The following is a 21,970-nucleotide window of genomic DNA, read 5'->3' as shown; positions in this document are numbered from 1 at the left end:
CGACGGCTCGCCGTACGCCTCGTATTTCCACGAGGTGGCGGAGCTGGAGTCGGTGGCGACGAAGCTGTGCGAGTTCGCGCCAATGGTGGTGCCGGGGCTGCTTCAGACTCCGGAGTACGCGCGTGCGGTGACGCTGGCTGTGCATCCGTTCGCCGCGGAGGACTACATCGAGGAGAAGGTCACCTCACGGATCAAGAGGCAGACGATCCTCAAGGGCGCTACAAGGCCTGAGTATTGGGTCATTCTGCATGAGAACGCCCTGCTCACTCCCGTGGGCGGGACGGCGGTCATGGCGGCTCAGCTGGAGCACATCGCGGCGCTGGCGCGGCAGCGTTGGGTGCTGGTGACCGTGCTGCCCCGCAAGGTCGGCGCACACGCGCACATGACCGGAACCCTCAAACTCATGGAGTTCGCGGACCAGCCGCCAACGGCCTATACAGAAACGGAGTTTTCGGGGACTCTCCTCGATGATCCGGCAGTGGTGAAGCAGGCGCAGCGGACCTACGATCTGCTCAGGGTCGCCACGCTGTCGCCGGAGGCGTCCCTCGCACTGATCGAGTCGGCGGCGGAGGACTTCAGACGATGCGCGCGTACGACCTGAACAACGCCCACTGGTTCAAGAGCTCCCACAGCAACGGCGAGGGCGGATCCTGCGTGGAGGTCTCCTACGACTTCGCCGGCGCCGCCTGGCGCAAGAGCTCGTACAGCAACGGGTCGGGCGGCGACTGCCTCGAAGTCCTCGACGGTGTCCCCGGCGTCGTCCCCGTCCGCGACAGCAAGGTCCCGGACGGCCCGGCGCTCGTCGTTCCCGCCGCCGCGTGGGCCGCGTTCGTGGCCGGCGTGAAGGCGTGACGACGCTGCTGAGTGTCTGACGGCCACCGCGTCGGCCGTCACGGCGTCGCGGCAGCCAGGACGTCGTCGATGAGCCCGTAGTCCTTCGCCTCCGCCGGAGTGAGCCAGCGGTCGTCGGCGAAGTCGGCGGCGACCTGGGCCGGTTCGCGGTGGGTGTGGCGGGCGATGAGATCGGTGATCCGGGCCCTGGTGTGGTGCAGTTCGCCGACCGGCGTGCCCTCGCTGTCCGCGGCGCCCGCGTCGGCGAAGGACGGCAGATGCAGCATCATGCGGGTGTTGGGCAGCGCGTAGCGCTTGCCCGGGGTGCCGGCGGAGACGAGGAACTGGGCCATCGAGGCGCAGTAGCCGAGGCCGATGGTGACCACGTCGTTCCGGATGTACTGCATGGTGTCGTAGATCGCCATGCCGGCGGGCACCGAGCCGCCCGACGAGTTGATGTAGAGGGTGACGGGCAGGTCGCTCTCGGCGGCCAGCAGCAGCAGTTCGGCGGTGACGCGGTCGGCGGTCGCGCCGGAGATCGGCTCGGCGACGTGGATGATGCGGTGCCGCAGCAGCCGCTCGACGACGGCGTCGTCCTCGGAGGAGCCGGAGGAGGCAGAAGGCATACCGGCCTCCAGACAGAGGGAAGGTCCGTTCGGGCTGGGTCGGGCTGGGTCGGGCTGTGCAGGCATGCCTTCCACCGGCCGTCCCGGTCCTCACAGGCGGTACCCCCGATGGGGGACACGAGCCGGCCTCAGAGGACGGCGAACAGGTCCTCCAGCGGTGCCGGTACGCGGTCGGCGTCGAGGGCGTCCACGAGCACGCGGCCGTAGTGGATCTTGCGGCCCTTCTTCGTGCCGAAGAAGCGGCGCAGCCGCTGCTGCTCGGGCCTGCCCTGTTGTGCGGGCTGGCGCAGGAAGGTCCGCAGGGCCCGTTCGTCGCCCTCCGCCCGTACGAGCTCCGCGACGCGCTCCACGCCGAGCGCGCGGATCAGCTCGTCCTCCAGGTCCGCCGCGCAGACGAAGAAGCGCTGCCGTTCCAGGCCTCGGGCGTAGTAGGGACTCTCGCGTTCGTCGCACAGGCCGGTGAGGCGCAGGCCCAGGCCGGACGGTCCGAGCAGGCGGGCGAAGCGCCCGACGGCCATCGCGCCGCCGATCGGCAGGACGCAGACGCCCTCCGCCGCCAGGTCGCGGCCGCGGCGCACTGCCAGCGCGTCCACGGCCGCGACGTCACTCGGTCCTTCGAGCAGGACCACGGCCTGGACGGACAGCCGCCCGGCCAGCTCGCGCGCGGCCTCCCGCGGCCTCTCGGCGTCGTCGGGGCCGGCCGCCGCCCACCCGATGACCGCTTCCCGGAAGGACCTCATGTCAGCCATGGGGCGAGTCTCGGCCTCTTTCGGGCCCCGTGCCAGGCATTTACCGTCGGCCGTCCTACTTGATGAGCGCGTTGGCCACCGCGATCGCCAGGCCGATCGTCGCGTCGGCCAGGCCCACCAGGACCGCCGAGCCGCGGCGGTAGCCGGACTTCAGGGCGGCGAAGGTGCCCCAGGCGCCCAGGAGCAGGGTGTTGAGGGTGAGGCCGGCCGTCGTGACCGGGGGCTCGGGCCAGTCGGCCGCGCCCGCGAGCAGGAGCAGCACGACGGTCGGCAGGACGGCGGCCACCAGCGGCCATTCGTCGCCCAGGGCGGTGAGCAGGCGTCGCCAGCGGACCGAGGCGCTGCCGGTGTGATGGGTGGCCATGTGGTGCGCGTAGCCGTGGACGAGGCCCGAGGCCACCGCCGTGACCAGGATCCACAGCGCGTCGTACACGGGCGTGAAGCTCTCGCCCTCGCTCTGGAGGGCGGCCAGCAGCGCACTCGCCAGCACCGTGCCGTAAATGCCGCCGAACATCCAATTCCGCATGAAAACCCACCCTAAGGGACACCCCAGGAACACCTGCGGGGCACCTCGCGGCCCCGGCCGGGCCGGTGGCGGAGTCCAGGGTTCCCTTTGTGATCCCATAAGCGCGGCTTATGAGGTCATAGGCCGGGGCCGGGTACCGGATCATTTGGAGCGTTATTTAGGGTGACCTAAGTGGCGGCGGCCTCTCGCCGCCACGTCGCTTGCGAAGGGAAACCCGTCATGCCCCGCCCCCTCCGGGTCGCGATCGTCGGCGCCGGCCCCGCCGGGATCTACGCCGCTGATGCGCTGCTGAAGTCCGAGGCCGCCGCCGAACCGGGCGTGTCCATCGACCTCTTCGAGCGGATGCCGGCGCCGTTCGGCCTCATCCGCTACGGCGTGGCGCCCGACCACCCGCGCATCAAGGGCATCATCACCGCCCTCCACCAGGTCCTCGACAAGCCGCAGGTCCGGCTCTTCGGCAACGTCGACTACGGCACCGACATCCACCTCGACGACCTCCGCGCCTTCTACGACGCCGTCGTCTTCTCCACCGGCGCCATGGCCGACCGCGAGCTCCGCATCCCGGGCGTCGAGCTCGACGGCTCCTTCGGCGCCGCCGACTTCGCCTCCTGGTACGACGGCCACCCGGACGTCCCGCGCACCTGGGAGCTGGAGGCCGAGAAGGTCGCCGTCCTCGGCGTCGGCAACGTCGCCCTCGACATCGCCCGCATCCTCGCCAAGACCGCCGACGAGCTGCTGCCGACCGAGATCCCGCCGAACGTCTACGACGGTCTCAAGGCCAACAGGGCCAAGGAGATCCACGTCTTCGGCCGCCGCGGCCCGGCCCAGGCCAAGTTCAGCCCGATGGAGCTGCGCGAGCTGGACCACTCCCCCACCATCGAGGTCGTCGTCAACCCCGAGGACATCGACTACGACGAGGGCTCGATCGCCGAGCGCCGCAAGAACAAGCAGACCGACATGGTCGCCAAGACCCTGGAGAACTGGGCGATCCGCGACGTCGGCGACCGCCCGCACAAGCTCTTCCTGCACTTCTTCGAGTCGCCCGTCGAGATCCTCGGCGAGGACGGCAAGGTCGTCGGCCTGCGCACCGAGCGCACCGAGCTCGACGGCACCGGCAACGTCACCGGCACCGGCCGGACCACCGACTGGGACGTCCAGGCCGTCTACCGCGCCGTCGGCTACCTCTCCGACGAGCTGCCCAAGCTGCCCTGGGACACCGTCAGCGGCACCGTGCCCGACGAGGGCGGCCGGGTGCTGGAGGAGAACGGCGAGCACATGGCCTCCACCTACGTCACCGGCTGGATCCGGCGCGGCCCCGTCGGCCTCATCGGCCACACCAAGGGCGACGCCAACGAGACCGTGGCCAACCTGCTCGACGACCACGCGAACGGCCGGCTGCTCACGCCCGACCACCCGGAGGAGGACGCGGTCGTGTCCTTCCTGGAGGAGAAGGGCCTCACGTACACCACGTGGGAGGGCTGGTACCGGCTGGACGCCGCCGAGAAGGCGCTCGGCGAGCCGCAGGGCCGCGAGCGCGTGAAGATCGTGGAGCGCGAGGACATGCTGCGCGCGAGCGGCGTCGAACTCGCCTGAGCCCGCGTGAAGGAACGGGCCCGGTTCGGTCTCCCCTGAGGTCCGGACCGGGCCCGTCGCGCTTCCCGGTCCTACCCTGAGAGGGTCGGGAAGGAGCCGCCATGGCCGTCATGGAACGGGCCAGGAACGCGGCGGCCCGCGAGGACTGGGCCGGTGCGTACGCCCTCCTGCACGAGGCCGACCGGCATCCCACCGGGCCGCTCGGGCCCGGCGACCTGGACGTCCTCGCCGACTCCGCCTGGTGGTCCGGCCACGTCGACGAGTCCGTCGCGGCCCGGCTGCGGGCCCACGCCGCCTACGTGGCGGCGGGCGACGTGCGCGGTGCCGGGCTCACGGCGTGGTGGCTGTCCTTCGAGTACCGCCACCTGGGCCGGCCGGCGGCCGCCGCGGGCTGGCTGCGCCGGGCCCGGCACCACCTGGAGGGCCGGCCCGACGGCCCCGAGCAGTGCTACCTCGCCTGGGCGGATGCCGAGGAGGCCGAGGAGCACCACGACCCGGCCGCGGCCCTCGCCGCCGCCCGGCGCATGACGCGGCTCGCGGTCCGGGCAGGCAGCGCCGACCTCCTCGCCCTGAGCCGCCAGGCCGAGGCCTCCGTCCTCCTCGCCCAGGGCCGGCGGACGGAAGCCCTCGCGCTCCTCGACGTGGCGATGCGCCCGGTCACGGCGGGCGAGCTGAGCGGCGTCGTCACGGGCCGGCTGTACTGCCTGGCCCTCGCCCGCTGCATGGGCGCCGCGGACCTCGACCGCGTGGTCCGGTGGACGGACGCGGCGACGGCATGGTGCGCGCTCCCGGCCGGCCGTCCCTTCCGCGGGCCCTGCCGTGTCCACCACGCCGAGGTGCTCGACCTGCGCGGCGACTGGGCGCGGGCGGAGGACGAGGCGCGGCTCGTGGGCCGGGAGGTGCTGCCCGACAGCCTCGGGGCGGCGGCCGCCGCGGCGTACGCGCTCGGTGAGATCCAGCGGCGGCAGGGACGCCTGGAGGAGGCGGCCCGCTCGTACGCGCACGCCCATGAGCTCGGCCGGGTGCCGCAGCCGGGGCTCGCGCTGCTGCGGCTCGCCCAGGGCCGGCCCGACGCGGCGCTCGCCGGTGTGCGGCTGGCCCTGGCCTGCCAGTCCGACCCGGCGCACGACCTCCTCGGCCGGGCCCGGCTGCTCGCCGCGCTCACCGAGGTGAGCCTCGCCCTCGGCGAGCGGTCCGCCGCCGCGGACGCGGCCGAGGAGCTGGAACGGCTCGCGGGCGCCGACGCGCCGCTGCTCGCCGCCATGGCCGCCACCGCGCGCGGTGCGGTGGACCTGGCGCGCGGGCCGCTGCGGCGGGCGCTCGCACTCTGGCTGGAGCTGCGGGTGCCGTACGAGGCGGCGCGGGTACGGACGCTGCTCGCGGCGGCCGACCGGGCGGCGGGCGACGAGGAGGCGGCCCGCCGCGGCCTGACCGCCGCCCGCACCACCTTCGAACACCTCGGCGCCACCCCGGCCGCCCGCAAGGCGACCACCCTCCTGACCGGCGCCGACGACCCCGGCCCGACCTGACGGCCGGCTCCCCACTGGGCCGCCCGGCCGCGACCGGCCGCGGCCGAAGCCGGAGGCCCGGCCTCAGGCCACCTTGCGCGCCGACGCCAGGAGCCGGGCCGTGTCGTCGGCGCACAGGGCCAGCGCGTTGCCGACGGTGCCGAGGGCCTCGCGCTCGGCCGGGGTGTACGGGCCGTCCGCGAGGGCGATGCGGGCGCCCTGCAGCAGGATCGACTCGCGGCCGGAGACCGCGAGGTGCGGGGAGAGCGGTTCGAGCGCCTCGTGGAGCTCGATGGCGAGGGCCGCTCCGCCGCTGCTCGCGTCGGGCAGGAAGCGGCCGGTGTCGGCCGCGAGCGCCTCGACCAGCTCGACGAGCTGGAGGCCGGTACAGTCCGCGAACCCGGCCGCCCGCACGCCGGCGGCGGCGATGTCCACGGCGGTACGCGAGGAGGTGCCGCCGGCCGCGAGGACGGCGAGCGCGACGGTGTGCACCGCGTCCCGGAGCATCCCCGAGAACCTGCTGGTCGTCGGGTGGGCCAGCACCTCCGTACCGAAGTGGGTGTGGCAGGCGGCGCACTCGACGACCGGCCCGGCCTGACCGCGCGGCAGCACCGGCACGCCCAGCAGGGCGAACCGGCGGCGGCCGGTGCGGCGCCGGTAGTTGCGGTCCCCGCCGCACTCCTCGCAGAAGAACTCGCCGTCGCCGACCGTGTTCCACGAGGTGCGGATTCCGCAGAGAACCAGGCTTCGCTCACGAGACTTCCGCGCTGATCGCACGCCGCACCTCCTTCACGCCCCCGTAGCCCTCGGCACGGGAGGTACCCCCAGGCAACACCGCCTGCGTTGGCGTGATGTTAGCCACATCGATGATGTGGCGTCAGCACCTCGTCAGCAGAACGCCACGGAGATGGCCGAGACCCGCCGCGCCCCGGCGGGCCTCAGGACGCGCGCTTGCGCAGCTTCGCGAAGGCCAGGAAGCCGCCGCCGACGAGGACGGCCGCTCCGGCGACGCCCATCGCGCCAGGTCCGAGGGACGAACCGGTCGTGGCGAGATCACCCTCCGGGGTGGACGACGGCGCGGGCGCGGGCGCCGCTCCCGAGGAGGACTCGGACGGGGCCGGAGCGGAAGTGGCCGGGGAGGAGGGCTTCGGGGCGGCGGTGCCGGTGGGCGTCGAGGCCGTGGGGACCGGGGTCTCGGTCGGCTTCGGCTGCTCCGGGGTGACGACCGGGCCGGGCGTGGCCGGCTTCGGCAGGCAGCCGGAGAAGTTCATCTGGTGGGTCTCGGCGCCGGGCACGGTGAGCAGCTTCTCGGCGATCACGGAGCCGTTGACGTGGCCGGGGCCCACGCCCTTGCCGCCCATCTCGACGGTGGCGTTCGGCGCCAGGATCGTGCCGGGCCAGGAGGTGTGGTTCTTCTTCACGCTGCGGGCCTGCGGGAAGTTCCACAGCAGCCCGGCGCGGATCTGCCGGAGCTCGTCGCCGGGCAGGTCGTAGTCGTCGATGACGGGAGCGCCGCTCGCGCCCTGGTAGTAGACGCCGTAGGTGCCGGAGGCGTTCATGTCGTACGCGGCGCCGAGCACGTTGACCAGGGTCGAGGCGCCGGCCGGGACCTTCAGGGTGATCGCGCGGGCCTTCTCCAGGTCGGCGGCGGCGACGGCGAAGACGTTGAGCCGCCGGTCCGTGCCGGTGAGGAACAGGCCGTCGCCCGAGCCGGCCACGGTGCCGTTCGGCGTGACGCCCGCCCAGCCGGTGGACAGGGCGCGCAGGGCGGTGAACTCCTTGCCGAAGTCGACGGGCGAGGGGCCCTCCTTGACCTTGTCGCCGTCGACGCCGAAGCCGGCGCCCTGGGTGGAGCGGTCGACGACCTTGCCCGCGACGCCGGTGCCCTTGTCGAGGACGACCTGGTTCGCGTAGAGGGTGCCGCCGACGACGAGGCTGTGGCCGCCGGGCAGCGCGGCGAGGTCGGCGGAGGTGAGCCGGCTGCCGACGGAGAAGCCGGAGCGCTGCTCGGGGCTGCCGAAGGTGGCGTCGCCGCCGACGGCGACCGCGCCTTCGGAGTCGGAGTGGCGCACGGAGTCCTTCTCGACGAACTCGGCGTAGCGGCCGGCGGTGCCGAGCGGATGCGGCGCGCACGCGGTGGTGGCGGAGGCGGCGGGGGCCCAGGTCAGGGCGGCACCGGTCACCGCGAGAACGGCGGCCACGGCGGCGGGCGTGCGCATGCGAGCTCCAGGTCGGGAGTGCGGGGAGGGGGTCTTCCGGGGAGGGTGTCCGAGCGGACGAGCCGACCTTCCGCCAGTCGCTGATGTGGCGTCAACTCAGCTGATATGACGCCGATTCCGGCATGGCCGAACAATCTTCCTTAAGCGAACCTGAAACCGTGACGCACGCCACACGCGACGGTGCCCCGCATCCCTTGGAAGGGATGCGGGGCACCGTGGGAAGGGGCGTCAGCGCGCGGAGCGGTTGACCGCCGAGACGACCGCCTTCAGGGAGGCGCGGGTGGTGTTGGCGTCGATGCCGATGCCCCACAGCACCTTGCCGTCGATGGCGCACTCGATGTAGGAGGCGGCCTGCGCGGAGGCGCCCTCGCTCATCGTGTGCTCCTGGTAGTCCAGCAGGCGGGCGTCCACGCCGATCGCCTGCAGGGCGGCGAAGAAGGCGGAGATCGGACCGTTGCCGGAGCCGGTCAGGACGGTCTCGACGCCGTCGACGACCGCCTCGACCTTCAGCGTGTCGGTGCCGTCGGTGTCGGAGGTGGACTGGCCCGAGCGCAGCTGGATGCGGCCCCACGGGTTGTCCGGGTTGGGCAGGTACTCGTCCTGGAAGACGGACCAGATCTCCTTCGGCGTGACCTCGCCGCCCTCGGCGTCGGTCTTCGCCTGGATGATCCGCGAGAACTCGATCTGCATGCGGCGCGGCAGGTCCAGCTTGTGGTCGTTCTTCAGGACGTAGGCGATGCCGCCCTTGCCGGACTGCGAGTTGACCCGGATGACGGCCTCGTAGGAGCGGCCGACGTCCTTCGGGTCGATCGGCAGGTACGGAACGGCCCACTCGATCTCGTCGACGGTCTTGCCCTGGGCGGCGGCGTCCGCCTCCATGGCGTCGAAGCCCTTCTTGATGGCGTCCTGGTGGGAGCCGGAGAAGGCGGTGTAGACGAGGTCGCCGGCGTACGGGTGGCGCGGGTGGACCTCCATCTGGTTGCAGTACTCGGAGGTCCGGCGGATCTCGTCGATCTGCGAGAAGTCGATCTGCGGGTCGACGCCCTGGCTGAACAGGTTCATGCCCAGGGTCACCAGGTCGACGTTGCCGGTGCGCTCGCCCTGCCCGAACAGGCAGCCCTCGATGCGGTCCGCGCCGGCCATGATCGCCAGCTCGGCCGCCGCCACCGCCGTACCGCGGTCGTTGTGCGGGTGGACGGACAGACAGACGTACTCGCGGCGGGTCAGGTTGCGGGACATCCACTCGAAGCGGTCCGCGTGCGTGGACGGCGTCGAACGCTCCACGGTGGCGGGCAGGTTGAGGATGATCTCGCGGCCCGGGCCGGGCTGCCAGACGTCACAGACCGCCTCGCAGACCTCCAGGGCGAAGTCCAGCTCGGTGTCGGTGAAGATCTCCGGGCTGTACTGGTAGCCGAAGGTCGTCTCCGGGCCCAGCAGCTTCTCGGCGTACTCCATCACCAGGCGGGTGCCGTCGACCGCGATCTGCTTGATGTCCTCCTTCGAGCCGCGGAAGACGACCCGGCGGAAGGTGGGCGCGGTCGCGTTGTACAGGTGCACGGTGGCGCGCCTGGCGCCCTTCAGCGACTCCACGGTCCGCTCGATCAGGTCCTCGCGGGCCTGGGTCAGGACGGAGATGGTGACGTCGTCCGGGATGGCGCCCTCTTCGATGATGGAGCGCACGAAGGCGAAGTCGGTCTCGCCGGAGGACGGGAAGCCGACCTCGATCTCCTTGTAGCCCATGCGTACGAGCAGGTCGAACATCTCGCGCTTGCGGGCCGGGCTCATCGGGTCGATCAGGGCCTGGTTGCCGTCGCGCAGGTCCGTGGACAGCCAGCGGGGGGCCTTGGTGATGCGCCGCTCGGGCCAGGTGCGGTCGGGGATGTCGACGGCCTCGTACTGCCCGTACTTGTGGACGGGCATTCCGGACGGCTTCTGCGCGTGGGTCGCGTTGGTGACGGGCGTCGGACGGTCGACGAACGGAGACTGCGACTGGTGCTGGGACATTGCGTAGGGCTCCTCGGGGTCCTGCGGGGGGGACGGCCGACTGTCGAACGCAACACCGAAACCCGCGGGGAGGGGGTCGGCCTACGACTACAGGCCCTCGCCGCGGCAGCTAAGGAGAAGCAGCCCGAAACGCATGATGTGCGTCACCATAGCCCAGGCCCGGCGGAGGCGGACGTCCCGTTTCAGTATGCGGGACGGCCTCCGCGTCAAGCCCGAAACGTGACCCATCACTCCATTTCGGCAATCATGGTCGCAGGTCGTGACAGCGGCACCACACAGTGCCACATTGCCGTCATGACTCCCCACACGTCTGCCTCCGCCTCTTCCTCCGCCTCCTCCGTCTTCTGCTCGATCGTCCCGCCGCACATCCTGGAGCGGCTGGCCGAGTCGGGGAACCCGGCACACGCCGAGGCCGCACGGCGCACCCTCGCGGTGGACGCGGCCCAGCGCACCGCCCGCGCCGAGGCGCCCGCGGCGGGCGCGGCCGGCGCGGCCGGCGCGGACTCCGACAGCCCGCGGCGCACGCTGTACGACGCCCGCCACGGCACCGCGCTGCCGGGCGTGCGGGTGCGCGGCGAGGGCGATCCGGCCGGCCAGGACGCCACCGTCAACCGCGCCTACGCCGGCCTCGGCGCCACCTTCGAGCTCTTCCTCAAGGGCTTCGGCCGCCGCTCGATCGACGGGGCCGGGATGCCGCTCCTGGCGACGGTCCACTACGACGAGAAGTACGACAACGCCTTCTGGAACGGCGAGCAGATGGTGTTCGGCGACGGCGACGGCGAGCTGTTCCTCGACTTCACGATCCCGGTCGACGTCATCGGCCACGAGCTGACCCACGGCTTCACCCAGCACACCGCGAACCTCGCCTACTACGGCCAGCCCGGCGCGCTCAACGAGTCCGTCTCCGACGTCTTCGGCTCGCTGGTCAAGCAGTACGCGCTCGGGCAGACCGCGGAGCAGGCCGACTGGCTCATCGGTGCCGGTCTGCTCGGGCCGGCCGTGGACCGGGGCACGGCGCTGCGCTCCATGAAGGCCCCGGGCACGGCGTACGACGACGACGTGCTCGGCAAGGACCCGCAGCCCGCGACGATGGACGACTACGTCCGCACCAGCTCCGACAACGGCGGCGTCCACATCAACTCGGGCATCCCGAACCACGCCTTCTACGTCCTGGCCACCGAGCTCGGCGGCTCGGCGTGGGAGCGGGCCGGGCGGATCTGGTACGACGTGATGACGGGCGGCACGCTGACCGAGGAGACCCGCTTCTCCGAGTTCGCGCGGGCCACGGTGGCCTCGGCCAAGAAGCTGTTCGGCGAGGGCGGCGACGAGGTCGAGGCCGTTCTGAAGGCCTGGTCGGTCGTCGGCGTAGCGACCTCCTGAGTCCGCCGCTCCTGATAGACAGGGCGTATGCGGATTCGGGTGCGGCGCACGGGCGGTTTCGCGGGGATCGGGCGGTCGGCGGAGGTGGACACCGCGGGCCGGCCGGACGCCGGCGAGTGGCACTCCCTGGCGTCGGCGGTCCTCGCCGACGGCGACGGCACGGGAGCGGGCGTGCCGGACGGCTTCTCGTACGAGATCACGGTCGACGGCCGCACGGTCCACTGCCGCGACCCGCATCTCACCGAGGCCCAGCGGGCCCTGGTCCAGCGGGTCCTGAAGGAAGGCGCGTAACGCACGGCGCACTCAAGGCGCCGACGGCCCTCGCGGGCGGTCGGCGCCTTTAACCGTGTCCATCATGTGAACCACGTTCGGAAACGGCTTGTACTTAGTTCAACCCGCTCTTAGAGTCCTTCGCGTCAGCAAGATCATCAACGTAGCCCACGAAGGATCCCGTGTTCTCACCACGCTTAAGCCGCGCGACCACCGCGGGGGCACTCGCCCTCGCGACGGCCTGCGGTCTCGTCCCCGCCGTGGCCTCCCCGGCCGGCGCCGCGGACGAACCCGCGCCCATCAAGGTCTACGAGTCGCAGCCGTTCGGCCTCGACGAGGGCTATGCCTGCTTCCGCATCCCGTCGGTGATCAAGGCCGCCAACGGCGACCTCCTCGTCTTCGCCGAGGGACGCAAGGACGACTGCTCCGACGACACGCACATCGACATCGTCATGAAGCGATCCCACGACGGCGGTGCCACCTGGCCGGCGGAGGAGACCGTCGTCGTCGTCGGCACGAACGACACGCTCGCCAACGGCAACCCCTCCCCCGTCGTCGACCGCGCCAGCGGCCGGATCTCGCTCGTCTACGCCACCTCCCCGGTCCACGACCGCGTCAAGCGCAGCGTGCGCGTCGTCAACAGCGACGACAACGGCTCGACCTGGACCGCGGACCGGGCCGTCGGCACCAAGCCGGCCGACTGGGGCTGGACCTCCGTCGGCCCCGGCCACGGCATCCAGCTCGCCCAGGGCGCGCACGCCGGCCGGCTCGTCGTCACCGGCGACCACCAGAACCAGGGCAAGACCCGCGGCGGCGCCCAGCTGTACGTCAGCGACGACGGCGGCCGGACCTGGCGCATGACCGGGACCACCGACGAGTCCCTCGTCGCCGCGCCCGGCGAGCCGCTCCCGCAGGCGCCCAACGAGATCGCCGTCGTCGAGCGGGCCGACGGCTCGCTCTACTTCAACGCGCGGGACAAGAACTCCTGCGGCTACAACGAGCGGCGGCTCGCGGCCGAGTCGACCGACGGCGGCGACAGCTTCACCACCGCGTTCAAGGCCGTCACCGATCTCGACGCGCCGCCGGTCTTCGGCTCCCTGCTGCGGCTGCACGACCGCATCCTCTTCTCCGCGTCCAACCGCTCGGGCGGCACCGTGCTGGACCGCCAGGACCTCACCATCCGGTCCACCACCGACGGCGGCGGCACCTGGTCCGGCAGGGGAACGCGCATCGTGCCCGGGCTCTCCGGCTACTCCGACCTGGCGGCCCTGTCGCCCGACAAGGTCGGCATGGTCTACGAATGGGCCACGAAGACACCGCACGGCTACGTCCGCTTCACGACCTTCGACGACGCCCAGCTGAAGAACGAGGAGACGGTCGTGCGCGAGCGGCGCACCACCGACACCGCCGGCCTCTACCGCGACCACCCCGCCGTGCGCGGCGGCCCGGTCCCCGCCACCCGAGGCGCCGGCAAGGCCCTGGCCTTCGACGGCGTGGACGACTACCTGGAGACCACGACCTGCTCGTCCGACCTGGCGGTCGGCGCGTCCGACTTCACCGTGACCGCCTGGTTCCGCTACGGCGCGACGAGCGGCTCCCACACGATCCTGTGGGCGTACGGCCAGGGACCGGACGAGCCGCAGTTCTGGCTGCGCGCGGAGCCGGGCGCCGACCAGGGCAAGGGCCGGATCCACGCGCTGGTGGACACCGGCACGGCCGACGCGGTGGACGTCGCGGTGCCCGGCGCGTTCAACGACCCGGCGTGGCACCTCGTGGTCCTCACCCGGGAAGGCCAGCAGCTGCGGCTCTCCGTGGACGGTGTGACGGCCGTGTCGGCCGCCGGCCGGAACGCGAGCGGTGCGATCACGCCCGCCGGGCCTCCCGTCCTGCGGGTCGGCACGCGGCCCGACGGCGCGGACCGCTTCACCGGGGCGCTCGACGAGATCCGCCTCTTCGCCCGGGCGCTGACGCCCGCCGAGGCGACGTCCGCGGGCAACAGCCAGAACGTCGACGCCACGGCCGAACGCCTCCGGCTGGGCTTCTCCAGCCTCTGGAACTAGGGACCCGGGCCCGGCCGCATGGACTGGACCGGCGGCCCGGGCCCGGCGCAGAAGCGCCGGGCCCGGAGCGCCTAGAAGCCGAGCTTGCGCAGCTGCTTGGGGTCCCGCTGCCAGTCCTTCGCGACCTTCACGTGCAGGTCGAGGAAGACCGGGGTCCCGAGCAGCGCCTCGATGTGCTTGCGGGACTTCATCCCGACCTCCTTCAGGCGCTTGCCCTTGGGGCCGATGATGATGCCCTTCTGGCTGGGCCGCTCGATGTACACGTTGGCGTGGATGTCGAGCAGCGGCCGGTCCGCCGGGCGGTTCTCGCGCGGCAGCATCTCCTCCACGACCACCGCGATGGAGTGCGGCAGCTCGTCGCGTACGCCTTCGAGCGCGGCCTCGCGGATCAGCTCGGCGACCATGACCATCTCGGGCTCGTCGGTGAGGTCGCCCTCCGGGTAGAGCGGCGGGGACTCCGGCAGGAGCGGGATGAGCAGGTCGGCGACGAGCTGGACCTGCTTGTTGCCGACGGCGGAGACGGGCACGATCTGGGCCCACTCGATGCCCAGCTCCTTGCCGAGCTGGTCGATGGCGATGAGCTGCTCGGCGAGCGTCTTGGAGTCGACGAGGTCGGTCTTGGTGACGATCGCGACCTTCGGGGTCTTCCTGATCTCGGCGAGTTCCTTGGCGATGAAGCGGTCGCCGGGGCCGAGCTTCTGGTCGGCGGGCAGGCAGAAGCCGATCACGTCGACCTCGGCCCAGGTGGTGCGCACGACGTCGTTGAGGCGCTCGCCGAGCAGGGTGCGCGGCTTGTGGAGGCCCGGGGTGTCGACCAGGATCAGCTGGGCGTCGGGGCGGTGCACGATGCCGCGGACGGTGTGCCGCGTCGTCTGCGGCCGGTTGGAGGTGATCGCCACCTTCTGACCGACGAGAGCGTTCGTGAGGGTGGACTTGCCCGCGTTGGGGCGGCCGACGAAGCAGGCGAAGCCGGCCCGGTGGGGGGCGGTGTTCTCATCAGTGCGAACGCTCATGGGGGCCATTGTCGCCGATGAGCGCCCGCCTCACGTACTCAGTGCGCGTTCGCGGCCCGGCGGCGGCGGATCCACAGGGCGCCGGCGCCTCCGGCGGCGCCGGTGAGCAGCACCGCGAGCGGCAGCCAGGGCAGGGCCAGGAAGGAGACCCGGCCGGACTCGCGGACGTCCTTGGCGGTGGCCGTCAGGACCACTTCACCGCGGTCGAACTGCGGCGAGCCCGTCCACCGCGCGGTGAGGCGGATCTTCTGCCGGGGCAGCAGCTCGGCGGGCAGCCGGTCGAGGTCGCGGGAGAGCAGTGTGCGGCCGAAGAGGCCACGGGCCTCCAGGGCGACCTTGGGGCTGAGGGTGACGTTGCCGCGGTTGTGGAGGGTGTACGAGACGACGGCGCTGCTGGTGCCGGCGCCGGGGACCAGCGGCCGGTGCTGTTCGAGGGTGACGTCCTCGACGGAGAGGGCGGGCACGGTGGGGCCGCCGACCCGCAGGTACACGCGGGCGCCGACCGCGCGCTGCACGCCGAGCGCGACGGCGCCGCCGGTGCCGCGGGCGACGCGCTCGTCGAGGGCGACGAGCGCGCCGGGGTGGTCGCCGGGTTCGGCGTCGGCGGGCACGGTGAGGGTGTAGGGCACGGTGACGGCGGAGCGCGGCGGGACGGTGACCCGGTCCCGGGCGGGCCGGATCCAGGCGCCGGCGCCGGTCTGCTTCTCCTGCCGGGTGCGGACGGCGAAGCCGCCGTCGCGTTCGGTGTTGTAGGCGTCGGCGCCGTAGAGGAGGAAGGTGAGCGGGGCGGCCGACTTGTTGGTGACGGTGACCCGGTCGGTGACGGTGGTGCCCGGGTCGGCGGAGAGGTAGAAGTACGGGCGGTTGCCGAGGCCGGCGGCGGCCGGATAGACGGCCCACTCGCCGTTCTCGGCGGCGGAGGCGGTGGGCGCCCCGGCCCCCTGCGCACCGAGCAGCAGCACGGCGCACAGGAGGCCGAGGACGTGTCGGACGGGTCGGAGGAGGGCGTACGGCTGGCGCACGGGTGCGGACCCCTTCGTCGTCTCGGTCAGGACAGCGTCAGCGTGAGCACGCCCGCGTACGAGCCCGGCGCGGTGAAGGCCGGGACGTCGAGGGAGAGACCCGCGTCGACGGTGAACTCGCCACCGGTGAGGGTGCCGTTGGGCGTGGAGGCGAGGGTCGCGCCGCCGCTGCCGACCGGTCCCGCGCTGCCGGGGACGCAGGTGCTGGGGCTGCCGGCCTTGGTGGTGCAGGCCGGGGTCCAGCTGAGCCGGCCGGCTCCGATGGCGCCGCCGGGGCCGGTGAAGTCGGTGACCTTGCCGGTCAGGGACCAGCCGGCGGGGCCGCCGCGGAAGTCCTTGACCGTCACCGTCCGCAGGGATCCGGTGGCCGCGCCGCCCTGGCCGAAGTCGACGGCCGAGAGCTGGACGGCGTCGCCGGCCTGGGTCATCGACAGGGCGCCCGCCTTGACCGAGGCGGTGATCTTCTGGCTGTTCGGCGGGGCCGGGGTGTCGTCGACGACCTGGTACGCGACGGGGCCCGCGCCCTTGTCGGCGTCCCAGGCGGCGCCCTCGTACGCCACGATTCCGGTGGTCGCCTTGTCGTTGACCTTCAGGCGCGCGGCGAAGCCGCCCTCGCTGTCGGTCGTGACGGTCATCTTGTCGGCGGTCTCGGCGGCTCCGGCCCGGCCGACGACGGTGACCTCGGTGAGCGGGGTGAACTTGGTGCCGGTGACGGTGACGCGGACGCCGGGCGCGCCGGAGGCGTTGTCGAGCTGCAGGGCCCGCTCGTTGGCGCCGGGCTGGGCGGCGGCGGTGACCGTCTCGGAGACGGGCGCGGGCGGGTGGGTGACGGTGCAGGGCGTGTCCAGCTCCATGAGGTAGCTGGTGTGGATGTTGTAGTCGCCGGGCGAGAGGGTGATCGCGCCGGGCGCGGTCACCGTGAAGGTGCCCTTCATCGAGAAGGGCGGGAAGGTGCCCTTGCCGGGGACGGGCGGGTTCTTCTTCTCGCCGGTGACGGTGACGGCGCCGGACTGGGCGCCGCCGAGGGTGACCTTGCCGCTCGGCGTCATGATGTCGGCCGGGAGGGCGAGGTCGACCGGGTTGGAGGCGGCGGGCTTGGTGACCGTGTAGGTGACGGTGACCGTGTCGCCGACCTTGGGCACGGCGTTGTCGACGGTGATCTGGGCGGTGGTGGTGCCGTCGATCGGCGGGATGCCGGCGATGGGCGGCGGCACGCAGTGGGTGGCGAACTCCACGGGCGTGGAGGCGGCGGTGAGCGCGCCGGCCGGGGCGGCGAGCGCTCCGCCGGCAGTGACCGCGAGCGCGGTGGCGCCGAGGACGGCGGTCCAGCGTCGCCGTCTTCGGGCCGCCGCGCGGCTTCGTTCGAGTGCCATGTGGGCCCCCTCCTGAGGGATGAGAGGGCGCCATTGACGGCTGCGGGCCGAGAGAAGTCAATGGCGTCGAAACCCATCGACTGATGACCCATCAGATGCTGTCAAGATCGGCGCACTTGCCGGATTCGCGCAGGTCACAGCAGAGGCCGGTACCGCCCTCGGCGGTACCGGCCGGCCGTGCGGAAGGAGCTCAGCTGAACACGAACGGGCCGGGCGACTGCGAGGTGAGCGCGTCGCAGTTCACCGTGACCCCGAAGATCACCATCTTCAGCGCCGTGCCCGCGAAGTAGGAGTTGAGGCTGTCGCCGGAGGCGACGGTCCCACTGAGCGGGCCGATGGTCACGGACTGGTTCGCGGCGAGCGCCGGGTTCTTCTTGCCGGAGAAGACCCGGGTGCCGCCGCCGGCCCTGGCCAGCGTCAGCGTGGCGTTGATCTGGTCGGCGCCCACCGCGATGGGCGTCTTGACGGCCGAGGTGAGGGTGACGGTCGCGGCGGTGCCGCTCTGCGTGGCGGTGAGGGTGGCACCGCCGCCGCCCCAGGACCCGCAGTCGTACGTGGCGGTGGCCGTGCCGGGCGAGACGGCCGCGGCGCCCGGAGCGAAGACGAGCGCCGTGGCGGCGAGCGCGCCGGAGAGCATCGCGGCGAGCCCTAAGCTGCTTCTGGTTCTCATGGCGAGGTCGTACCCCTTCCGTTGACGAACGCAGGGGTGCGGGCACTGCGTCGAGGAGACTCCGCGAGAACGGCGGAGACCTGACGGCCCGTCGGGCCGTTCGCAGCTATTGATGCGCATTCTTCACAAGAGCACAAGGCCCGTGCGGGAGCGGTACCACGAAGGCCCGGCGCCTTGCGTTCGCGCCGGGCCTCCGCTCGTACGGTGCCGGGATCCGGCCCCGTACGGCGTCCGCGTTCAGCCCGCGGTGACCGCCGCCCGCAGCTGCCCGTCCGGACCCGCGAGCAGCACCGGGGTCTGCGGCCCGCCCAGGTCCCGTACCGCCGCGCGGTCCGCGTCGGACGCGGCCTCGGCGGTGGAGACGACGGCCGCGGCCTCCAGCGACTGGGCGCCGCTGGCGACGGCCATGGCGACCGCGGTCTGCAGCGCGCTCAGCTTGAGCGACTCGAGGGCCACGGTCCCGGCGACGTACGTCCGCCCGGTCTCGTCGCGCACCGCCGCGCCCTCCGGCACCCCGTTGCGGGCGCGGGCGCTGCGCGCCAGCGTGATGATCTTGAGGTCCTCGGCGCCGAGGTCGTCGTGCTCGCGGTTGAGTGTCATGATCCGAGGATAGGTCGGGCCGGAGCGGGCCGGGCGGTGGGCTCAGCCCTGGGCGGCCTTGGCGAACTTCTCCGTGGCCAGCTTGGCGAAGGAGTCGAAGTCCTTCTTGGTCGACGTGGTGTCCGCGAGGTGCACCATGCGGAACACGCCGGCGCCCTGACGGCCGACGACGAGGTTCGGCTCGATCTTGATGCCGGGCGCGACCTCCATCGTGAGGCCGAAGGCGAGGACCTCCTCGGCGCCCTGCGGCGCGGTGAGCTTGCGCACCGAGAACTTCGTCTTCTGGCCCTCCACGTCGACGGTGAAGTCGGTGCAGGCGTCCAGGGCCGTGGCGAGCTTCTTGGTGTAGTCGGCCGCACCCGTACCGGAGAAGGTCACGACCTCCTCGCTCAGCTCGGACTGCTGCCTGCCGAGGACGAAGTCGGCGCTGGCGCCCAGGGTCGAGCCCTCGACGTCGGCGCTCATGACCGCGGCGAGCGGCTGGCACTCGGCCTTGTCGGCCTTGTAGTTGGTGTTGTCGTCGTCCGTCTTGGCGACCTTCCAGCCCGCCGGCAGGTCCTTCAGCTCCATGGCGGCGGCCTTCATCTGCGCGGCCGTCAGCGGCGTGGCGGGCGCCTTGGACGTGGGCGCCGCCGAGGCGGTGCCGGTCGCGCCGGCGGACGGCTTGTCGGCGCCGTCCTTCGCGGGGTCGTCCGAGCCGTTGCAGGCGGCGGTCAGCGAGAGCGCCGAGACGGCGAGGGCGGCGGCCAGGCCGCGGGAGATACGCGTACGCATGAGTGCACAAGCCCTTGAAGTGAGGGTACGGGGAGACGAACGGCCGTACGAGCGGAGGCCGGTCGGCCAGGAGAATAGCCGCCGCGGGTGACACCCGGGCGAACGGCCCCCGACATCCGGCGCCGCCGGCCCGGCTCCGGCCGGCCCGCCATGGGGCGCTCCTCCGGCTCCGGCCGGCCCGCCACGGAGGCGCCGCCGCGCGCCGGCCCTTCGGCTCCGGCCGGCCCGCCACGGACGCGCCGCCGCGCGCCGGTCCGCCGGCTCCGGTCAGCCCGCCACCGGGTACATCGCCCCGCGCCGGCCCTCCGGCGACACCAGCCACTCCAGCTTCGCCGCCGTGTCCGCCTCCGGGAGCGGCGTGTGCAGCACGATCACCAGGTCAGGGCGCGCCGGGACCCGCAGCTGGGTCGCCTCGACGTGCAGCCGGCCCACCAGCGGGTGCTCCATCTCCTTGCGGTTCTGGCCGCCCGGCAGGATGTCCCGCCGCTCCCACAGCTCCGCGAACTCCTCGCTCGCGGCCTTGGCCTCCTCGACCACCGCCCGGAAGCCCTCGTCGTCCGGGCACTCCGAGCACGCCGCCCGGAACTGCGCGACGACCTTCGGCGCCAGCTCCTCCCAGCGCTGGGAGTAGGTGCGGTACAGCGGGTCCGTGAAGAACGCGATCAGGCAGTTCTGCACGATCTCCGGCCGCATGCCGAGCACGATCGCCGCCGCGTCGTTGTACATCACGGTGTTCCAGTACTGGTCCATGATGTGCGCGGGGAACGGCATCCAGGTGTCGATCAGCCGCCGCAGGCCGTGGCACATGTCCCGGTCCTCCGGCGCGAGCTCCGGCGCCGGCGGGTTGAGCGCGGCCAGCACGTAGAGGTGGCGGCGCTCGGTCGGGCTGAGCCGCAGCACCCGCGCCACCGAGTCGAGGACCTGCGGCGAGACCGTGATGTCCCGGCCCTGCTCCAGCCACTGGTACCAGGACACTCCGACACCGGCGAGGACGGCGACCTCCTCGCGGCGCAGCCCGGGCGTGCGGCGCCGGGCGCCGCCGTCCGGCAGTCCGGCCTCGGCGGGGCTCACCCGGGCCCGCCGGCTCATCAGGAACTCGCGCAGCTCGGCCAGACGGTGGGCCTTGCCGTCGGCGCTCTCCAGTGCGGTGGCCACGTGTGATCCTCCCCCGGATGCCTGGTGGTGCGACCAACAGGATAAGTTCCCGCTCCCCAGCATTGTTCCCGGGCCGCGAGAGTCGTGGGCATGGCAACAGTGACCTCTCGCCCCTCCGACCCGACGCCCTCGACGCCCTCCACGCCTCCCGCCGCGTCCGCCGCGTCCGCCGCCTCCGCTTCCGCTCCCGCGCCGGCGGCGGCCGGCCCGGCCGCCGCGCACCCGGTGCCGGACGCCGCGCTCACCGGCCGCGCCCGGCTCGTGCTGTTCGTGCTGTGCGCCGCCCAGTTCATGGTCGCCCTCGACTTCTCCGTCCTGAACGTGGCCCTGCCCGTCCTCGGCGCCGACCTCGGCTTCGACCCGGCCGCCCTGCAGTGGGCGGTCACCGCCTTCGCCCTGCCGTCCGGCGGCTTCCTGCTCCTCTTCGGCCGCATCGGCGACCTGTTCGGCCGCAAGAAGCTGTTCCTGGCCGGCCTCACGCTCTTCGGCGCCGCCTCCCTGCTCGCCACCCTCGCCTGGAGCCCCGGCGCCTTCCTCGCCGGCCGCGCCCTGCAGGGCCTCGGCGCGGCGGCGATCGTGCCCACCGGCATGGCGCTGCTGACCACCGTCTTCCCCGAAGGTCCGCTGCGGGAGCGCGCGCTCGGCATCTCCGGCACGCTGATGTCCCTCGGCTTCACCATCGGCATGGTCCTCGGCGGTGTCATGACCGACACCCTCGGCTGGCGCTCCACGATGGCCCTGCTCGCCGTCTTCACGCTGGTGGTGCTGCCGCTCGCGCCCGGTCTGCTGCCCGAGTCCCGCACCCCGGAGCGGCCGCGGCTCGACGTGCCCGGCGCGGTGACCGTCACCGGCGGTCTGCTGTCCCTGATCTACGCCCTGTCCACGGCCGCCGAGCACGGCTTCGGCGGCGCGGACGTCCTGGTCACCCTGGTGGCGGGCGTGCTGCTGCTCGCGGTGTTCGCCGTCGTCGAGTCCCGGCACCCGGCGCCGCTGGTCTCGCTGCCGGTGCTGCGCCGCCGCACCGTCGCCTTCGGCAACATCGGCGGTCTGGTCACCTTCTCGATGATGTCGACCATCGTGTTCGTGCTGACGCTCTACCTGCAGGAGACGCTGGGCCTGTCGGCCTTCGCCTCCGGCGTCGTCTTCGGTGTCCAGGGCCTGTTCTCGGTCCTCGCCGGCATGGTCACCCCGAGGGTGATCGGCCGGCTCGGCGCCCGCCGCACGCTGGTGGTGGGCCTCGCCGGCCAGGGCCTGCTCACGGCCGGGCTGCTCGGCATCGGACAGGAGTCGGGCGCGGTCGTGGCGACGGTCCTGGTGACGCTGGCGTCCATGTTCCACCTGGCCGCGATCATCTCGTACGGCGTGACCGTCACCTCCGGCGTCCCGGACGAGGAGCAGGGCCTGGCGACGGGCCTGGTCACCACGACCCAGCAGGTCGGCCTCACCGTCGGCATCCCGATGCTCGGTGTGCTCGCCACCACGAGCCAGGACCTGTTCTCCGGTGTCCGCACCGTCATCGGCCTGGACGCGGTGATCGTGCTGGTGACCGCGGCCCTGGTCGCCGTGGGACTGCGGCGCGCCGCGAAGTGAGCCCGCC

At 72.8% G+C, this 21,970-nt stretch carries 21 protein-coding genes; 8 read left to right on the top strand and 13 right to left on the bottom strand.

What is annotated here, in order from left to right; translation table 11 throughout:
• Positions 1-601, top strand: a 601-nt coding sequence (locus tag ACIGO8_RS27060; protein ID WP_399735809.1) for a DUF5753 domain-containing protein, incomplete at its 5' end; no start/stop codon positions are given.
• Positions 583-852: a DUF397 domain-containing protein gene (locus ACIGO8_RS27055; RefSeq protein ID WP_399735806.1), complete on the top strand. Its 270-nt coding sequence runs from the start codon at positions 583-585 to the stop codon at positions 850-852. The genes ACIGO8_RS27060 and ACIGO8_RS27055, both read left to right, overlap by 19 nt.
• A gap of 38 nt (positions 853-890) precedes the next feature.
• Here the strand turns inward: ACIGO8_RS27055 and ACIGO8_RS27050 are convergent, their stop codons facing one another.
• The 3 genes from ACIGO8_RS27050 to ACIGO8_RS27040 form a co-directional block, all read right to left on the bottom strand.
• Positions 891-1,457 carry a ClpP family protease gene (locus ACIGO8_RS27050; RefSeq protein ID WP_399735805.1) on the bottom strand — a complete coding sequence of 189 codons (567 nt, stop codon included), beginning with the start codon at positions 1,455-1,457 and terminating at the stop codon, positions 891-893.
• Positions 1,458-1,585: 128 nt separating this feature from the next.
• Positions 1,586-2,206, bottom strand: a complete 621-nt coding sequence (locus ACIGO8_RS27045) for a TOPRIM nucleotidyl transferase/hydrolase domain-containing protein (protein ID WP_399735802.1) — start codon at positions 2,204-2,206, stop codon at positions 1,586-1,588.
• Positions 2,207-2,261: 55 nt separating this feature from the next.
• On the bottom strand, positions 2,262-2,720 hold the full coding sequence (locus tag ACIGO8_RS27040) for a hypothetical protein (RefSeq protein ID WP_399735800.1): 459 nt from the start codon (positions 2,718-2,720) through the stop codon (positions 2,262-2,264).
• A 231-nt stretch (positions 2,721-2,951) separates the two neighbouring features.
• On the opposite strand from ACIGO8_RS27040, the gene ACIGO8_RS27035 reads away from it, so the two are divergent.
• Together ACIGO8_RS27035 and ACIGO8_RS27030 are read left to right on the top strand one after the other, a co-directional pair.
• A complete protein-coding gene (locus ACIGO8_RS27035) occupies positions 2,952-4,325 on the top strand; it encodes an FAD-dependent oxidoreductase (protein ID WP_399735797.1) in 1,374 nt (457 codons plus the stop codon).
• 101 nt (positions 4,326-4,426) lie between these two features.
• Positions 4,427-5,854, top strand: a complete 1,428-nt coding sequence (locus ACIGO8_RS27030) for a LuxR family transcriptional regulator (RefSeq protein ID WP_399735795.1) — start codon at positions 4,427-4,429, stop codon at positions 5,852-5,854.
• Positions 5,855-5,917: 63 nt separating this feature from the next.
• Here the strand turns inward: ACIGO8_RS27030 and ACIGO8_RS27025 are convergent, their stop codons facing one another.
• From ACIGO8_RS27025 to leuA, 3 genes are all read right to left on the bottom strand, one after another.
• The gene (locus tag ACIGO8_RS27025; protein ID WP_399735792.1) at positions 5,918-6,610 is read right to left on the bottom strand and encodes a TerB family tellurite resistance protein; all 693 of its coding nucleotides are present in this window, start codon (positions 6,608-6,610) and stop codon (positions 5,918-5,920) included.
• 161 nt (positions 6,611-6,771) lie between these two features.
• On the bottom strand, positions 6,772-8,052 hold the full coding sequence (locus ACIGO8_RS27020) for a choice-of-anchor A family protein (protein WP_399735790.1): 1,281 nt from the start codon (positions 8,050-8,052) through the stop codon (positions 6,772-6,774).
• A gap of 228 nt (positions 8,053-8,280) precedes the next feature.
• Positions 8,281-10,056: a 2-isopropylmalate synthase gene (gene leuA, locus ACIGO8_RS27015; protein ID WP_399735787.1), complete on the bottom strand. Its 1,776-nt coding sequence runs from the start codon at positions 10,054-10,056 to the stop codon at positions 8,281-8,283.
• 294 nt (positions 10,057-10,350) lie between these two features.
• Here leuA and ACIGO8_RS27010 point away from each other — a divergent pair, with 294 nt between their 5' ends.
• From ACIGO8_RS27010 to ACIGO8_RS27000, 3 genes are all read left to right on the top strand, one after another.
• Positions 10,351-11,436, top strand: coding sequence for a M4 family metallopeptidase (locus ACIGO8_RS27010; protein WP_399735784.1), 1,086 nt, complete (start codon positions 10,351-10,353; stop codon positions 11,434-11,436).
• Positions 11,437-11,463: 27 nt separating this feature from the next.
• A complete protein-coding gene (locus tag ACIGO8_RS27005; protein WP_399735782.1) occupies positions 11,464-11,727 on the top strand; it encodes a protealysin inhibitor emfourin in 264 nt (87 codons plus the stop codon).
• Between the two features lie 161 nt (positions 11,728-11,888).
• Positions 11,889-13,766 (top strand): exo-alpha-sialidase, encoded by a 1,878-nt coding sequence (locus tag ACIGO8_RS27000; RefSeq protein ID WP_399735779.1) that lies wholly within the window; start codon positions 11,889-11,891, stop codon positions 13,764-13,766.
• Between the two features lie 71 nt (positions 13,767-13,837).
• Here ACIGO8_RS27000 and era read toward each other — a convergent pair whose 3' ends face one another.
• The 7 genes from era to ACIGO8_RS26965 all read right to left on the bottom strand — a co-directional run bounded on the left by era (position 13,838) and on the right by ACIGO8_RS26965 (position 20,307).
• Entirely contained in the window at positions 13,838-14,779 is a 942-nt protein-coding gene (gene era, locus ACIGO8_RS26995) for a GTPase Era (RefSeq protein WP_399735776.1), read from the bottom strand.
• 38 nt (positions 14,780-14,817) lie between these two features.
• Positions 14,818-15,801 carry a WxL protein peptidoglycan domain-containing protein gene (locus tag ACIGO8_RS26990; RefSeq protein WP_399735774.1) on the bottom strand — a complete coding sequence of 328 codons (984 nt, stop codon included), beginning with the start codon at positions 15,799-15,801 and terminating at the stop codon, positions 14,818-14,820.
• Between the two features lie 26 nt (positions 15,802-15,827).
• On the bottom strand, positions 15,828-17,174 hold the full coding sequence (locus ACIGO8_RS26985; RefSeq protein ID WP_399735771.1) for a beta-xylosidase: 1,347 nt from the start codon (positions 17,172-17,174) through the stop codon (positions 15,828-15,830).
• A gap of 190 nt (positions 17,175-17,364) precedes the next feature.
• The gene (locus ACIGO8_RS26980) at positions 17,365-17,844 is read right to left on the bottom strand and encodes a hypothetical protein (protein WP_399735770.1); all 480 of its coding nucleotides are present in this window, start codon (positions 17,842-17,844) and stop codon (positions 17,365-17,367) included.
• Positions 17,845-18,081: 237 nt separating this feature from the next.
• The gene (locus tag ACIGO8_RS26975; RefSeq protein ID WP_399735768.1) at positions 18,082-18,444 is read right to left on the bottom strand and encodes a cytidine deaminase; all 363 of its coding nucleotides are present in this window, start codon (positions 18,442-18,444) and stop codon (positions 18,082-18,084) included.
• A 42-nt stretch (positions 18,445-18,486) separates the two neighbouring features.
• Positions 18,487-19,218 (bottom strand): hypothetical protein, encoded by a 732-nt coding sequence (locus tag ACIGO8_RS26970; protein WP_399735765.1) that lies wholly within the window; start codon positions 19,216-19,218, stop codon positions 18,487-18,489.
• A 267-nt stretch (positions 19,219-19,485) separates the two neighbouring features.
• A complete protein-coding gene (locus ACIGO8_RS26965; RefSeq protein WP_399735847.1) occupies positions 19,486-20,307 on the bottom strand; it encodes a helix-turn-helix transcriptional regulator in 822 nt (273 codons plus the stop codon).
• Positions 20,308-20,463: 156 nt separating this feature from the next.
• Between ACIGO8_RS26965 and ACIGO8_RS26960 the strand changes: the two genes are divergently transcribed.
• Positions 20,464-21,963, top strand: a complete 1,500-nt coding sequence (locus tag ACIGO8_RS26960) for an MFS transporter (RefSeq protein ID WP_399735762.1) — start codon at positions 20,464-20,466, stop codon at positions 21,961-21,963.
• The last annotated feature ends 7 nt before the right edge of the window (positions 21,964-21,970 follow it).

The sequence above is a fragment of the Streptomyces sp. NPDC053493 genome (assembly GCF_044544825.1).
Taxonomy (GTDB): domain Bacteria; phylum Actinomycetota; class Actinomycetes; order Streptomycetales; family Streptomycetaceae; genus Streptomyces.
The sequence above is the reverse complement of the archived record's forward strand: the minus strand, read 5'-3'. Positions and strand labels throughout refer to the sequence as shown.

Excerpts from the sequence above, each read along its gene's own strand:
- ACIGO8_RS27055 (WP_399735806.1), top strand. The coding sequence starts at position 583 with ATGCGCGCGTACGACCTGAACAACGCCCACTGGTTCAAGAGCTCCCAC.
- ACIGO8_RS27050 (WP_399735805.1), bottom strand. The coding sequence starts at position 1,457 with ATGCCTTCTGCCTCCTCCGGCTCCTCCGAGGACGACGCCGTCGTCGAG.
- ACIGO8_RS27045 (WP_399735802.1), bottom strand. The coding sequence starts at position 2,206 with ATGGCTGACATGAGGTCCTTCCGGGAAGCGGTCATCGGGTGGGCGGCG.
- ACIGO8_RS27040 (WP_399735800.1), bottom strand. The coding sequence starts at position 2,720 with ATGTTCGGCGGCATTTACGGCACGGTGCTGGCGAGTGCGCTGCTGGCC.
- ACIGO8_RS27035 (WP_399735797.1), top strand. The coding sequence starts at position 2,952 with ATGCCCCGCCCCCTCCGGGTCGCGATCGTCGGCGCCGGCCCCGCCGGG.
- ACIGO8_RS27030 (WP_399735795.1), top strand. The coding sequence starts at position 4,427 with ATGGCCGTCATGGAACGGGCCAGGAACGCGGCGGCCCGCGAGGACTGG.
- ACIGO8_RS27020 (WP_399735790.1), bottom strand. The coding sequence starts at position 8,052 with ATGCGCACGCCCGCCGCCGTGGCCGCCGTTCTCGCGGTGACCGGTGCC.
- leuA (WP_399735787.1), bottom strand. The coding sequence starts at position 10,056 with ATGTCCCAGCACCAGTCGCAGTCTCCGTTCGTCGACCGTCCGACGCCC.
- ACIGO8_RS27010 (WP_399735784.1), top strand. The coding sequence starts at position 10,351 with ATGACTCCCCACACGTCTGCCTCCGCCTCTTCCTCCGCCTCCTCCGTC.
- ACIGO8_RS27005 (WP_399735782.1), top strand. The coding sequence starts at position 11,464 with ATGCGGATTCGGGTGCGGCGCACGGGCGGTTTCGCGGGGATCGGGCGG.
- era (WP_399735776.1), bottom strand. The coding sequence starts at position 14,779 with ATGAGCGTTCGCACTGATGAGAACACCGCCCCCCACCGGGCCGGCTTC.
- ACIGO8_RS26985 (WP_399735771.1), bottom strand. The coding sequence starts at position 17,174 with ATGGCACTCGAACGAAGCCGCGCGGCGGCCCGAAGACGGCGACGCTGG.
- ACIGO8_RS26980 (WP_399735770.1), bottom strand. The coding sequence starts at position 17,844 with ATGAGAACCAGAAGCAGCTTAGGGCTCGCCGCGATGCTCTCCGGCGCG.
- ACIGO8_RS26975 (WP_399735768.1), bottom strand. The coding sequence starts at position 18,444 with ATGACACTCAACCGCGAGCACGACGACCTCGGCGCCGAGGACCTCAAG.
- ACIGO8_RS26970 (WP_399735765.1), bottom strand. The coding sequence starts at position 19,218 with ATGCGTACGCGTATCTCCCGCGGCCTGGCCGCCGCCCTCGCCGTCTCG.
- ACIGO8_RS26965 (WP_399735847.1), bottom strand. The coding sequence starts at position 20,307 with ATGAGCCGGCGGGCCCGGGTGAGCCCCGCCGAGGCCGGACTGCCGGAC.
- ACIGO8_RS26960 (WP_399735762.1), top strand. The coding sequence starts at position 20,464 with ATGGCAACAGTGACCTCTCGCCCCTCCGACCCGACGCCCTCGACGCCC.